10 protein-coding genes and 1 pseudogene are annotated in these 14073 nt (G+C 69.0%); 6 read left to right on the top strand and 5 right to left on the bottom strand.

Annotation, left to right across the window (positions count from 1 at the left end; genetic code table 11):
* The first annotated feature begins 78 nt into the window (after positions 1–78).
* Together GAK38_RS10120 and GAK38_RS10115 are read left to right on the top strand one after the other, a co-directional pair.
* Positions 79–573, top strand: a complete 495-nt coding sequence (locus tag GAK38_RS10120) for an EVE domain-containing protein (RefSeq protein WP_325343728.1) — start codon at positions 79–81, stop codon at positions 571–573.
* Positions 574–610: 37 nt separating this feature from the next.
* Positions 611–1360, top strand: coding sequence for a hypothetical protein (locus tag GAK38_RS10115; protein ID WP_443089188.1), 750 nt, complete (start codon positions 611–613; stop codon positions 1358–1360).
* Here GAK38_RS10115 and GAK38_RS10110 read toward each other — a convergent pair.
* Positions 1333–2272 (bottom strand): annotated as a pseudogene (locus GAK38_RS10110) (class I SAM-dependent methyltransferase). The gene GAK38_RS10115 and the pseudogene GAK38_RS10110 overlap by 28 nt on opposite strands.
* A gap of 34 nt (positions 2273–2306) precedes the next feature.
* Between GAK38_RS10110 and cutA the strand changes: the two are divergent.
* Positions 2307–2624, top strand: a complete 318-nt coding sequence (cutA, locus tag GAK38_RS10105) for a divalent-cation tolerance protein CutA (protein ID WP_325343726.1) — start codon at positions 2307–2309, stop codon at positions 2622–2624.
* Positions 2625–2680: 56 nt separating this feature from the next.
* On the opposite strand, the gene lpdA is transcribed toward cutA, so the two are convergent.
* The 4 genes from lpdA to aceE all read right to left on the bottom strand — a co-directional run bounded on the left by lpdA (position 2681) and on the right by aceE (position 9710).
* On the bottom strand, positions 2681–4519 hold the full coding sequence (gene lpdA / locus GAK38_RS10100; RefSeq protein WP_325343724.1) for a dihydrolipoyl dehydrogenase: 1839 nt from the start codon (positions 4517–4519) through the stop codon (positions 2681–2683).
* Entirely contained in the window at positions 4516–5106 is a 591-nt protein-coding gene (locus GAK38_RS10095; protein ID WP_325343722.1) for an MFS transporter, read from the bottom strand. Before GAK38_RS10095 ends, lpdA begins: the two co-directional genes overlap by 4 nt.
* A gap of 154 nt (positions 5107–5260) precedes the next feature.
* Positions 5261–6958 (bottom strand): dihydrolipoyllysine-residue acetyltransferase, encoded by a 1698-nt coding sequence (gene aceF / locus GAK38_RS10090; RefSeq protein ID WP_325343720.1) that lies wholly within the window; start codon positions 6956–6958, stop codon positions 5261–5263.
* Positions 6959–6980: 22 nt separating this feature from the next.
* Positions 6981–9710, bottom strand: a complete 2730-nt coding sequence (aceE, locus tag GAK38_RS10085) for a pyruvate dehydrogenase (acetyl-transferring), homodimeric type (protein WP_325343718.1) — start codon at positions 9708–9710, stop codon at positions 6981–6983.
* Positions 9711–9919: 209 nt separating this feature from the next.
* Between aceE and GAK38_RS10080 the strand changes: the two genes are divergently transcribed.
* From GAK38_RS10080 to folD, 3 genes are all read left to right on the top strand, one after another.
* Positions 9920–12496: a PAS domain S-box protein gene (locus GAK38_RS10080; RefSeq protein ID WP_325343716.1), complete on the top strand. Its 2577-nt coding sequence runs from the start codon at positions 9920–9922 to the stop codon at positions 12494–12496.
* On the top strand, positions 12493–13119 hold the full coding sequence (locus GAK38_RS10075; protein ID WP_325343715.1) for a response regulator transcription factor: 627 nt from the start codon (positions 12493–12495) through the stop codon (positions 13117–13119). The genes GAK38_RS10080 and GAK38_RS10075 overlap by 4 nt, the downstream gene beginning before the upstream one ends.
* A gap of 81 nt (positions 13120–13200) precedes the next feature.
* Positions 13201–14046: a bifunctional methylenetetrahydrofolate dehydrogenase/methenyltetrahydrofolate cyclohydrolase FolD gene (gene folD, locus GAK38_RS10070; RefSeq protein WP_325343713.1), complete on the top strand. Its 846-nt coding sequence runs from the start codon at positions 13201–13203 to the stop codon at positions 14044–14046.
* Positions 14047–14073: the final 27 nt, after the last annotated feature.

The following is a 14073-nucleotide window of genomic DNA, read 5'->3' as shown; positions in this document are numbered from 1 at the left end:
CGCTGATTCTGCCATTGCGCATCTTGGGCCAATGTGCAGCAATCGGCAGGTGTCAACCCACGCATCCACAATCGCGCCATGACGACGAACCGCCCTGCCCGCCACTGGCTCATGAAGTCCGAGCCCGACGAATGCTCGATCGACGATGCGCTCGCCGCGCCCGGCGCCACCGTGCCCTGGACCGGCGTGCGCAACTACCAGGCGCGCAACTTCATGCGCGACGCAATGCAGGTGGGCGACGGCGTGCTGTTCTATCACTCCAGTTGTCCTGAACCCGGTATCGCCGGCATCGCCCGGATCGCCTCGGGTACCCGGCCGGACCCGACGCAGTTCGAGGCGGCCTCGCCCTACTTCGACGGCGCATCGAAGCCCGAGACGCCCCGCTGGCTGCTGCTCGACGTGCAGGCGCTGCGCAAGACGCGGCTGCTCGGCCTGCCGGAGCTGCGGGCCAATCCGGAACTGGCGGGGCTGCGGATTCTCCAGCGGGGCAACCGGCTGTCCATCACGCCGGTGGAGCCGGCCGAATGGGCGCGCATCCTGAACTTGCTGGGCGCAGCCGGCGACCTTCGCTGACAGTCCGCGCGCGCCCACCCGCCTAGGATCGCCGGCCATGCGATCCCTGCTCGACTTCAGCTCCTTCCATGCCCTGCTCACCACCCTGATCGGCATGCTGCTGGCCACGCTGCTGATGGTCGGCATCCGGCTCGTGTTCATGCAGACGCTGCAGCGCAGGCGCGAGTGCGAGAACCGGCAGATCAACGAGCGGCTCGAGACGCTGATCGCCGCCTACAAGACGCTGGGCGGCTCGTTCACCGGACAGTTGCTCGTGAGCCCGACCCATCTGCGCGACCTGCAGCCGGCGGCGCCCGCGGCGCTCGGGGACGGTGCGCCCGGACCGGCGGCGCTGTCCAGCAGCGAGCGCCAGCGCCGCGTGCGCGACGCGGTCGAGGCGGCGCTGTCGGACGTGATCCTGCTCGGCACCGAGGAGCAGGTGCAGCTCGCCGTGGCGGCGGCACAGGACCTGGTGGCGGGCCGCCCCATCGAGACCGCCGCGCTCGTCGCCTCGCTGCGCCAGTTCATCCGCGCCGCCTTGGATCTGGAACCGATTCCGGCCTACCTGGCCGTGCCGAGGCAGGGGCCGCTGCGCCCGGGCGGCACCGCCGGCGGCGGGAGCCGGCGGGCGGCCGAGGCGGGGGCGGAGGCCGGGGCGCAGGCGGCGACACGGGCGGCGGCGCCCTGGCCGGCATGGCTGCGGGCGGCGGCGCGCGCCGCGCGGTGTCCGAAGCGGCTGCGGCGGAAGACGCGGGCGACGGGGCCGTGCCGCGGTGAGCCTCAGGCGGGCAGCTCCGGCTCGCGGTAGACCGCGACCTTGAGCGCGCGCTCCGGCGCCGCGTCGGCGAAGGCCGGCGGGTTCGGCACCCGGCCGATGAACTCCCACCCCGGCGCGGCGGCCTGCACCTGTTCCTGCAGGAAGTCCATGCCCAGCTCCGGCGCGTTCAGGCAGACCAGCGCGTGGCCGCCCGGCACCAGCAGATCCGGCAGGCGGCGCAGCAGGCGGGCGTAGTCCTTGGCCGCGACGAAGCTGCCCTTCTGGTAGCTGGGCGGATCGACGATCACTAGGTCGTACGGCCCGCCGCGGCTGATCCTGCCCCACGACGTGAAGATGTCGTGCGCCAGGAAGCTCGCGCCGGCCGCGATGCAGTTGCGCTGGGGTTCTGCTGCCCCGTGGCGAGCGCGCCGTGGCTCATGTCGATGTTGACCACCGACTTCGCACCGGCCTGCAGGGCGACGACCGAGAACGCGCAGGTGTAGGCGAAGAGGTTCAGCACCCTGGCGCGCGGCCACGTGGCCAGGTGCCCGCGCACCCACTGCCGGCCGGCCGCCATGTCGAGGAACCGGCCGTGGTTCTGGCCGCGCAGCACGTGCACGCGGTAGCGCGCGCCGGCCTCGGTCACCACGTGCGGCTCGGGAACGGCGCCGGCCATCAGCCGCGTGTCGCTGCGGCCCTCGATGCGCAGCGACGCGTGGCGGTTCTGGAACACCCAGTTGAGCGGCTCGCCCGGGGCGATCTGCCGCCCGCGGACGTCGAGCGCGGCCTGCACGGCAGCCAACTGCGCGTCGGAGGCCGGCGCGAAGCTGGTCAGCACGAAGACCGGCGGATAGGCGTCGAGCGACCACTGCTCGCAACCCGCATGCAGGCCGCCGCGGCCGTGGAAGATGCGGCAGGCGTCAGAAGGTCCATCGCGGCGATGGCGTCGAGCAGGGCTTGCATGGAAAGGAGGGACAAGGCCGGCTATCGTAGGCGCATGGAACTCATCGCCGTCATCACCACCGTGGCCGACACGGCCCAGGCCGACGCCCTGGCCGGCGCGGCCGTCGAGCAGGGCCTCGCAGCCTGCGTGCAGGCCGAGACGGTCCGCAGCACCTACCGCTGGAAGGGCGAGACGGTGGCGGAGCCCGAGGTGCGCCTGCTGTTCAAGACCACGCGGACACGCTACGCCGCGCTGGAGGCCTGGCTGCGCGCGCGGCATCCGTACGAGCTGCCGGCGATCTTCGCGCTGCCGGTGGCCGAGGCATCGGCCGACTACGCCGACTGGGTCCGTACAGCCGTCGACGGAGTATGAGGCTGTAGCGCACACCAGCCGTGCGCCACAGGCCATCTACCGGAGGAGTATGTTCTTCAGCGCCGGGCCGGCGGCACGTCGGTGCAGCTGCCGTGGGCGATCTCGGCGGCCATGCCGATGCTCTCGCCGAGCGTCGGATGCGGGTGGATCGTCTTGCCGATGTCCACCGCGTCGGCGCCCATCTCGATGGCCAGCGCGATCTCGCCGATCATGTCGCCGGCGTGCGTGCCGACGATGCCGCCGCCAAGAATGCGGCCGTGGCCGTGCGCCTCGGGCGAATCGTCGAACAGCAGCTTGGTGTAGCCCTCGTCGCGGCCGTTGGCGATGGCGCGGCCCGAGGCCGTCCACGGGAACAGGCCCTTTTTGACCTTGATGCCCTGTGCCTTGGCCTGGTCCTCGGTGAGGCCCACCCAGGCCACTTCGGGATCGGTGTAGGCCACGCTCGGGATCACGCTGGCGTCGAACGCGGTTGCGGCCAGTTCCTTGTTGCCCAGCAGTTCGCCGGCAATGACTTCGGCCGCCACGTGCCCCTCGTGCACCGCCTTGTGGGCAAGCATGGGCTGGCCCACGATGTCGCCGATGGCGAAGATGTGGGGCACGTTGGTGCGCAGCTGGATGTCCACCGGGATGAAGCCGCGGTCGCTGACCGACACGCCGGCCGCTTCGGCGCCGATCTTCTTGCCGTTGGGGGTGCGGCCCACGGCCTGCAGCACGAGGTCGTAGACCTGCGGCTCGGGGGCCTTGCCGCCCTCCTCGGCCGATGCGAACGTGACCCTGATGCCCTCGGGCGTGGCCTCGGCGCCGACCGTCCTGGTCTTGAGCAGGATGTTGTCGAAGCGGTGGGCGTTGAGCTTCTGCCAGACCTTCACCAGGTCGCGGTCGGCGCCCTGCATCAGGCCGTCCTGCATCTCCACCACATCGAGCCGCGCGCCGAGCGTGCTGTAGACCGTGCCCATCTCCAGGCCGATGATGCCGCCGCCCAGGACCAGCAGGCGCTTGGGCACTTCCTTGAGCGCCAGGGCGCCGGTGGAGTCGACGATGCGCGGGTCGTCCGGCAGGAACGGCAGGTGCACGGCCTGGCTGCCGGCGGCGATGATGGCGCGCTGGAAGGCCACGGTCTGCTGGCTGCCCGTCTTCTCCTGGCCGGTCGAACCGGTCGTTTCCTCGACTTGGAGGTGGTTGGCGCCGACGAACCTTCCGGTGCCGCGGATCACCGTCACCTTGCGCATCTTGGCCATGGCCGCGAGCCCGCCGGTCAGCTTGCCGATGACCTTTTCCTTGTGGCCGCGCAGTTTGTCGACGTCGATCGACGGCGTGCCGAAGTCCACGCCGAGGTCGGCGAAATGCTTCGTCTCGTCGATGACGGCCGCCACGTGCAGCAGCGCCTTCGACGGGATGCAGCCCACGTTGAGGCAGACACCGCCGAGCGTGGCGTAGCGCTCGACGATGGCGACCTTGAGGCCCAGGTCGGCCGCGCGGAACGCCGCCGAATAGCCGCCGGGGCCGCCGCCGAGCACGACCACGTCGAACGTCTGGTCGGCCGTGCCGCTGAAGTCCTGGGCCCGGGATGCGGGAGCCGGCGCGGCCGCAGCGGCTGCCTTGCCCTCGCCCCGGCCTTCTCCCGCCGGGGCGGCAGAGGGAGAAGGTGCAGCGCCGGCATCGGCTTCGAGCGTCAGGATGACGGAGCCCTCGGCGACCTTGTCGCCGAGCTTCACCTTCAGCTCCTTGACCACGCCGGCGTGCGAGGACGGGATCTCCATCGACGCCTTGTCGGATTCGACGGTGATGAGCGACTGCTCGGCGCGCACGGTATCGCCCGGCGCCACGAGCAGTTCGATGACCGCCACATCGGCAAAGTCGCCGATGTCCGGAACCTTGATATCGATCAGGCTCATTGGGATGCTTTCAATTTGATCGTGTGGATGTTGACCGGCCCCGCGGTGTTGCGGTCGAACTCGCAGCCTGCGAGCACGCCGGCCTCGGCGACCTCGCGCGCGGTCTTGGCGCGCGGCCAGGCGCCGTGCATGGCACTCAGCGCGAAGCTGCGGCCCGAGCCGATGCCCCAGAATTCCTTGAACTCGAAGACCTCGCGGTAGCTGTAGAGGCCGAAGATGCCGTGCGCATTGGCGATCAGCACGCTGAACTGGCTCGATTCGTAGGGGTCGCTGTCCTCCTCCTTGGTCTGGAGGAAGAAGCGGTCCTTGAGCAGCGGGTGCAGGTGCGTGAACGTGTCGAAGATCTCGTCCTTGCCGCCCAGGCGCAGCTGCTCCCTGGCCACCGAGCCCAGCGCCTTGCGCAGCACCGGGAAGTGCGCGACGGTGCCGGCCGTGCCGATCCACGAGGGACCGTCATGGCCGTCGACCTTGAACAGCTTGGAGTTGTCCTCGTAGCGGTTGGTCAGCCGGGTGTCCCCGAAGGTCACCAGCGTGTCCGCGGCGATCGCGACCTGGCCGGCCTTGCGGACGACGACGACGGTGGTCATGCCGCTCCTCCCGGACCACAGGCATGACAAGCGGCATGCAACGCCTCTGCGGCCGAGGCCAGCAGACGCCGCGCAAGGGCCGCCCCGCCGCGCTGGCGCCGTCCCCCTTCGCACAGCAGAAGGGGGGAGCAGCGAAGCTGCTCGGGGGGGTGTCTCATAACAGGATGCGGCGGTAGTCGGCCAGAACCTGGCCCAGATAGGCGTTGAAGCGCGCGGCCGCGGCCCCGTCGATGACACGGTGGTCGTACGACAGCGACAGCGGCAGCAGCAGGCGCGGCACGAACTGCTTGCCGTCCCAGACCGGCTTCGTGGCGCTCTTCGACAGGCCGAGGATGGCCACCTCGGGCGCATTGATGATCGGCGTGAAGTGCGTGCCGCCGATGCCGCCCAGCGATGAAATCGAGATGCTGCCGCCCTGCATGTCGGCCGCGCCGAGCTTGCCATCGCGCGCCTTCTTCGCCAACTCGCCCATCTCCTGGCTGATCTGGAGGATGCCCTTCCTGTCGGCATCCTTCAGCACCGGGACGACCAGCCCGTTGGGCGTGTCGGCCGCGAAGCCGATGTGGAAGTACTGCTTGTAGACCAGCGCGTCGCCGTCGAGGCTGGCGTTGAACTCGGGGAACTTCTTCAGCGCCGCGACCACCGCCCTGATGACGAAGGCCAGCATCGTGACCTTGACGCCCGACTTCTCGTTCTCCTTGTTGGTGGAGACGCGGAAGGCTTCGAGCTCGGTGATGTCGGCCTCGTCGTTGTTGGTGACGTGCGGGATCTGCACCCAGTTGCGGTGCAGGTTGGCGCCGCTGATCTTCTTGATGCGCGACAGTTCCTTGCGCTCGACCGGGCCGAATTTGGCGAAGTCCACCTTCGGCCACGGCAGCAGGTCGAGCCCGCCGCCGCCGGACTTGGCGGCCGGCGCCTTGGCGGCCTGGGCCTTCGTCTGCGCGTCGCCGGCCAGCACGGCGCGGGTGAAGCTCTGCACGTCGGCCTGCGTGATGCGGCCCTTGGGGCCCGAGCCCTTGACCTCGGCCAGCGGCACGCCGAGTTCGCGGGCGAACTTGCGCACCGACGGCGACGCATGCGGCAGCGGCCCGGGCGTGTGGGTGGCAGCCGGGTCGTGTGCCGGCAGCGGCGTAGCCGCCGGAGTACTGGCGGGAGCATCCTTTTGTGGTGCTTGGCTTGCAGGCGCTGTGGCCCTATCCTCCTCGGGGGATGCGGCGGCAGGCGCCGGCGAAGGCGTAGCGGCCGCGCTGCCTTCGAGCACCGCGATCAGGGCGCCGATGTTGACCTTATCGCCGACCTGGACCTTGAGCTGCTTGAGCGTGCCGCCGGCCGACGACGGGATCTCCATCGATGCCTTGTCCGATTCGACGGTGATCAGTGACTGCTCGGCGGCGATGGTGTCGCCGGGCTTCACCAGCACCTCGATGACGGCGACGTCCTTAAAGTCGCCGATGTCGGGCACGCGCACCTCGACCGGGCCGGCCGCGGCGGCCGGCGCGGATGCAGGAGCGGCTGGTGCCGGTGCCGGTGCCGCGCCCTCACCCCGGCCCTCTCCTGCCGCAGCGGAAGCGGGGGCCGCCGCGGGAGCGGGAGCCGGAGCGGACGAGGCTCCGGCCTCGGCTTCGAGCGTCAGGATGACGGAGCCTTCGGAGACCTTGTCGCCGATTTTCACCTTCAGTTCCTTGACCACGCCGGCGGCGGACGACGGGATCTCCATCGACGCCTTGTCCGACTCGACCGTGATCAGCGACTGCTCGGCGCGCACCGTGTCGCCGGCCTTGACCAGCACCTCGATGACCGCGACCTCGTCGAAGTCGCCGATGTCGGGGACCTTGATTTCTACCAATGCCATTCGAATGTCTCCGCGCGCGGGCTCAGGCGTACAGGGGGTTGATCTTGTCGGCCTGGATGCCGTACTTCTGGATCGCCTCGGCGACCTTGGCCACCGGCAGCACGCCGTCCTCGGCCAGCGCCTTGAGCGCGGCAACGACGATGTAGTGGCGGTTGATCTCGAAGTGCTCGCGCAGCCTGGTGCGGAAGTCGCTGCGGCCGAAGCCGTCGGTGCCCAGCACCTTGTAGGTGCGGTCCTTGGGCACGAACGCGCGGATCTGGTCCACGTAGTTCTTGATGTAGTCGGTCGAGGCGACGACCGGGCCGGCATGCCTGCCGAGCTGCTGCGCGACGAACGGCACGCGCGGCGTCTCGGTCGGGTGCAGCAGGTTCCAGCGCTCAGCCTCCTGGCCGTCGCGGGCCAGTTCGTTGAAGCTCGGCGCGCTCCAGACGTTGGCCGATACGCCCCACTCTTCTTCCAGCAGTTTCCTGGCGGCGATGGACTCGCGCAGGATCGTGCCCGAGCCCAGCAGGTTGACGCGCGGCTTGTCGCCGGCGGCGCCCTCTTCGAGCAGGTAGAGGCCCTTGATGATCTCTTCCTCGGTGCCGGCCTTCAGGCCCGGCTGCGGGTAGTTCTCGTTGAGCAGGGTCAGGTAGAAGAACACGTTCTCCTGCCTCTCGACCATGCGCACCAGGCCGTGGTGCAGGATGACGGCGACTTCGTGGGCGAAGGTCGGGTCGTAGCTCACACAGTTCGGGATCGTGCCGGCCAGCACATGGCTGTGGCCGTCCTCGTGCTGCAGGCCCTCGCCGTTGAGCGTGGTACGTCCCGACGTGCCGCCGAGCAGGAAGCCGCGCGCCTGCATGTCGCCGGCGGCCCAGGCCAGGTCGCCGACGCGCTGGAAGCCGAACATCGAGTAGTACACGTAGAACGGGATCATGATCCGGTTATTCGTGCTGTAGCTCGTGGCCGCGGCGATCCAGCTGGCCATGCCGCCGGCCTCGTTGATGCCTTCCTGCAGGATCTGGCCGGCCTTGTCTTCCTTGTAGTACATGACCTGGTCCTTGTCGACCGGGGTGTACAGCTGGCCCTTGGGGTTGTAGATGCCGATCTGGCGGAACAGCCCTTCCATGCCGAAGGTGCGGGCCTCGTCGACCAGGATCGGCACGACGCGCGGGCCGATCTGCTTGTCGCGCAGCAGCTGCGTGAGAAAGCGCACGTAGGCCTGGGTGGTCGAGATCTCGCGGCCCTCGGCCGTCGGCTCGATCACGGCCTTGAAGGTCTCCAGCGGCGGGATCGCGAACGACTCGCTTGCCTTGGTGCGGCGGTGTGGCAGGTAGCCGCCGAGCGCCTTGCGGCGTTCGTGCAGGTACTTCATCTCCGGCAGGTCGTCGGAGGGCTTGAAGAACGGCACCTCGGCCAGCTTGTCGTCGGGGATCGGGATGCCGAAGCGGTCGCGGAAGTAGCGGATGTCCTCGTCCTGCAGCTTCTTGGTCTGGTGCGCGGTGTTCTTGCCTTCGCCGCTCTTGCCCATGCCGTAGCCCTTGACGGTCTTGACGAGCAGCACGGTCGGCTGGTTCCTGTGGTGGTGCGCGGCGTGGAACGCGGCGTAGACCTTCTGCGCATCGTGGCCGCCGCGGCGCAGCGCCCAGACCTCGTCGTCGCTCAGGTGCTCCACCAGCTTGGCGGTGCGCGGGTCGCGCTCGAAGAAGTTCTTGCGCACGAAGGCGCCGTCGTTGGCCTTGAAGGCCTGGTAGTCGCCGTCGAGCGTGTCCATCATCAGCTTGCGCAGCGCACCGTCCTTGTCCCTGGCGAGCAGCGGATCCCAGTTGCTGCCCCACAGCAGCTTGATGACGTTCCAGCCCGAGCCGCGGAACTCGCCTTCGAGCTCCTGCACGATCTTGCCGTTGCCGCGCACCGGGCCGTCCAGGCGCTGGAGGTTGCAGTTGACGACGAAGATCAGGTTGTCCAGCCCTTCGCGCGCGGCCAGGCCGATCGCGCCCAGGCTCTCCGGCTCGTCCATCTCGCCGTCGCCGAGGAAGGCCCAGACCTTGCGCTGGCTCGTGTCGGCGATGCCGCGGGCATGCAGGTACTTGAGGAAGCGCGCCTGGTAGATGGCCATCAGCGGGCCCAGGCCCATCGAGACGGTCGGGAACTGCCAGAACTCCGGCATCAGCTTCGGATGCGGATAGCTGGAGAGACCTTTGCCGTCCACCTCCTGGCGGAAGTTCAGCAGGTTCTCTTCGCTCAGGCGGCCTTCGAGGAAGGCGCGGGCGTAGATGCCGGGCGACGAGTGGCCCTGGATGTAGAGCAGGTCGCCGCCGTGCGTGCCGCCGTTGTCGGTATCGTCAGCATGCCAGAAATGGTTGAAGCCGGCCGCGAACATGTGGGCCAGCGAGGCGAAGGACGAGATGTGGCCGCCCAGGTCGCCGCCGTCCTCGGGGTGCAGGCGGTTGGCCTTGACCACCATGGCCATGGCGTTCCAGCGCATGTAGGCGCGCAGCCGGCCTTCGAGTTCGAGGTTGCCGGGGCTGCGGGCCTCCTGCGACGGCTCGATGGTGTTGACGTAGCCCGTCGTGGCCGAGAACGGCAGGTCGATGCTGTTCTGCCGCGCCGTCTCCAGCAGCTGCTCGATCAGGAAGTGCGCACGCTCCGCGCCTTCGGACTCGATCACCGCCGCCAGCGCATCCACCCATTCGCGGGTCTCCTGCTGGTCGATGTCTTGGGAATCGTTCGCGGCCGAGCCGGCCAGCTTGTCGGGAAGGGCTGACATGGGGGATGTCTCCTCAGGAATTAGGGCATTGTGCGCAGCGGCACGGGCTGTACTGCATCCGGAAGTTTCGCATATTTTCATGCCATTCCGAATGGTGCCTTTTCATCTTGTAATATGAAATATTGCTGCCAAGCAGCATGGACAAAGGCTTCTCCGGCAACCCAGGCATGGTCAGCAGGGCGCGTGGCACTTCTCCGTACACTCGTGCGATGCCTGCCTCCGAACCCGCGCCGCCCCCGTTCGCCGCGCCTTCCACCCGCTCCGGCTCCGCCACCGCCGCCTGGTGGCGCAGCTGGTGGCGCTCGCAGTCGCCGACCTGGCAGGACCGCTTCGCCCTGCTGGTGCCGCTGGCAGCGGTCCTGCTGTTCATGGCGGCGATCGTCTCGGCCTTCTGGTACCTGCGGCTGGAGGAGACCGACCGCGAGCAGGAGGCCGTCAAGCGCGACCTCGAATACGGCCAGCAGCGCCTGCGCCTGCGCCTGCTGGAGCGGCAGGAGCAGCTCATGCGCATCGCGCGCGACATCTCCAACCAGGAGCTGGACCGGGTCGGCTTCGTGAGCCGGGCCGAAGCGCTGATCTCGCAGTACCCCGAGCTGCAGGCCGTGAGCTGGATCGACGAGAGCGAGCGCATCGTCGCGAGCCACGCGGCGCCCACGGTACCGTCGAACCAGCTGCGGGTGTCCGGCGAGGCGCTGAAGCCCGGCGAGACCGAAAGCTTCTTCTCGCTGGCGCGCGACCTGTCGCAGCCCGTGTACTCGCAGCCTGCGGGCGGCCTGGACCCTGCGCCGCTGCTGCAGCTGCACGTGCCGCTCACCGGCGACGGCCGCTTCGCCGGCGTGGTGCTGGCCGAGTATTCGATCGACAGCCTGCTGCGCTACGGCATGCCGACCGAGGTGTTGTCGCGCTACGCAGTCACGTTCGTCGACGGCAGCCACGGCCTGCTGGCCGGCACGCCGCTGCCGGCGCGCGGGCCGGCCAGCCGGTGGCTTCCCTGGCGGCCGCGCACCATCGCCTACGAGACGCCGGTGTCGCCGGTCGGCAACGGCATGCTGGTGCGGGCGCAGGCCTACCGCACCTCTCCCGGCATCGTGGGCAGCGGGCTCTTCTGGCTGGTCGGCACGCTGAGCGCCCTGACCGCCTGGACGCTGATCGCCACCTGGGGCCACACCCGCCGCCGGCTGCGTGCGCAGGCGGCCCTGGTCGAGGAGACCAACTTCCGCCGCGCGATGGAGAACTCCATCCTCACCGGCATGCGGGCGCTCGACATGAGCGGCCGCATCACCTACGTGAACGCGGCCTTCAGCCAGATGACCGGATGGAGCGCGCAGGAGCTGGTCGGCCAGACCGCGCCCTTCTCGTTCTGGCCCGAATCCGACTACGAGACGCTCGACCAGCGCCTGCGCGACGAACTCGGCGGCAAGACCACGCAGGGCGGCTTCCAGGTGCGCATGAAGCGCAAGAACGGCTCGGTGTTCGACGCGCGCATGTACCTGTCGCCGCTGATCGACGCGCGCGGCCACCAGACCGGCTGGATGACCTCGGTCACCGACATCACCGAGCCCAACCGCATCCGCGCGCAGCTGTCGGCCTCCTACGAACGCTTCACCGTGGTGCTGGAGGCGCTCGACGCATCGGTGTCGGTCGCGCCGCTGGGCAGCACCGAGCTGCTGTTCGCCAACAAAATGTACCGCCAGTGGTTCACCGAGGGCGGCGCCAACGGCCATCTGCGGCTGGTGGCCCAGGCCGGCGTGCCCGACTCCAGCCCCGGCGCCGATGGCGACGACGAGGTCGACGGCTTCATGGGCCTGCCGACCGACACCCTGACCTCGGCGCAGACCGGCAATGCCGAGATCTTCGTGGAGGAACTCGGGAAGTGGCTCGAAGTGCGGTCGCGCTACTTCAACTGGGTGGACGGCCGCCTCGCGCAGATGGTGATCGCCACCGACATCACGCCGCGCCGGCACGCCGAGGAGCAGGCCGCCCAGCAGGCCGAGCGGGCGCAGTCGGTCAGCCGGCTCATCACCATGGGCGAGATGGCGTCGAGCGTGGCGCACGAGCTGAACCAGCCGCTGTCGGCCATCAGCAACTACTGCGGCGGCATGGCCTCGCGCATCAAGAGCGGCAACATCACCGAGGAGGCGCTGCTCGCGGCGCTCGACAAGACCGCGCACCAGGCCCAGCGTGCCGGCCAGATCATCCAGCGCATCCGCAGCTTCGTGAAGAAGAGCGAGCCCAACCGCACGCTGTCCGACGTGGCCGGCATCGTGGACGAGGCGGTCGAGCTCGCGCAGATCGAGCTGCGCCGCCGCAACGTGCGCCTCTCCCACTATGTCGCCGCCCGCCTGCCGGCCATCATGGCCGACCCGATCCTCATCGAGCAGGTGCTGGTCAACCTGCTGAAGAACGGCGCCGAATCCATCGACCAGGCCGAGCGCCCGCTGGCCCGGCGCAACGTCGAACTGCGCGTGGTGCCGCGCGTGCAGGAGGACGTCGCCGGCATCGAGTTCTCGGTCCAGGACTCCGGCCAGGGCCTCGCGCCCGAAGTGCTGGAGCGGCTCTACGAAGCCTTCTTCTCCACCAAGTCCGAAGGCATGGGCATCGGCCTGAATCTGTGCCGCAGCATCGTCGAGTCGCACCACGGCAGGATGCAGGCGCAGAACCTCTACAATGCCGCCGACGAGATAACGGGCTGCCGGTTCACCTTCTGGATACCGCTTGCCAAGCCCGGCGACGGCACCGCGAATCCCGCAGCGGCCGCCGCATCCAACAAGAGGACGAATGCATGAGCTTGATCCCGAAGAAGGGCACCATCTACGTTGTCGACGACGACGAAGCAGTCCGCGATTCGCTCCAATGGCTGCTGGAAGGCAAGGACTACCGGGTACGGTGCTTCGATTCGGCTGAAAGCTTTCTCGCCCGCTACGACCCGCGCGACGTGGCCTGCCTGCTGGTGGACATCCGCATGGGCGGCATCACCGGCCTCGAACTCCAGGACCGCCTGATCGAACGCAAGAGCCCGCTGCCCATCGTCTTCATCACCGGCCACGGCGACGTGCCGATGGCGGTCAACACGATGAAGAAGGGTGCGCTCGACTTCATCCAGAAGCCCTTCAAGGAGGAAGAGCTGCTGGCCCTGGTGGAGCGCATGCTCGACCGCGCGCGCGACGCCTTCGCCGAGCACCAGCAGGCCGCCAGCCGCGGCGCCCTGCTGGCCAAGCTGACCGGCCGCGAATCGCAGGTGCTCGAACGCATCGTCGCCGGCCGCCTCAACAAGCAGATCGCCGACGACCTCGGCATCAGCATCAAGACGGTGGAGGCCCACCGCGCCAACATCATGGAGAAGCTCGGCGCCAACACCGTGGCCGACCTGCTCAAGATCGCGCTGGGCCAGAACGCTCCCAAGGCCTGAGAATACGCCTCTGTCTTCTGCCGCCCGCCACAGGCTCGCCCGGCGGGCGTTTTCTTTTCCGCCATCCCGATCCCGACCCCCATGACCGCACAACTCATCGACGGCAACGCCCTCTCCCGCCAACTGCGCGCCGACGTGGCCCGGCGCGCGGCCGCGCTCAAGGCCCGCGGCGTGACGCCGGGCCTGGCCGTGGTGCTGGTGGGCGACAACCCGGCCAGCCAGGTCTACGTGCGCAACAAGGTCAGGGCCTGCGAGGACAGCGGCCTGCATTCGGTGCTGGAGAAGTACGATGCCGACCTGTCCGAGGCCGACCTGCTCGCGCGCGTGGAGGCGCTCAACGACGACCCGGCCATCCACGGCATCCTGGTACAGCTGCCGCTGCCCAGGCACATCGACGCGCAGAAGGTCATCGAGGCCATCTCGCCGGCCAAGGACGTGGACGGCTTCCACGTGGCCAGCGCAGGCGCCCTCGTCACCGGCACGCCCGGCTTCTGGCCCTGTACGCCCTACGGCTGCATCAGGATGCTCGAATCCATCGGCTACGACCTGCGCGGCAAGCATGCGGTCGTCATCGGCCGCAGCAACATCGTCGGCAAACCGATGGCCCTGATGCTGCTGCAGAAGAACGCGACGGTGACGGTCACCCACAGCGCCACGCCCGACCTTGCCCACTTCACCCGTGACGCCGACGTGGTCGTCGCTGCCGTGGGCAAGCGCAACGTGCTGACGGCCGACATGGTCAAGCCCGGCGCCGTAGTGATCGACGTGGGCATGAACCGCGACGACGAAGGCAAGCTCTGCGGCGACGTGGACTTCGAGGGCGTGAAGGAAGTGGCCGGCTGGATCACGCCCGTGCCCGGCGGCGTGGGTCCGATGACGATCACGATGCTGCTGGTCAATACGCTGGAGGCGGCGGAGCGGTCCTGAACCCTGTGCGCCGGGCTATAATCGCCG

This window comes from Xylophilus sp. (assembly GCA_009914555.1).
Classification (GTDB): Bacteria; Pseudomonadota; Gammaproteobacteria; order Burkholderiales; family Burkholderiaceae_C; genus WNDY01.
This window is presented reverse-complemented; position numbering and strand designations above follow the sequence as displayed.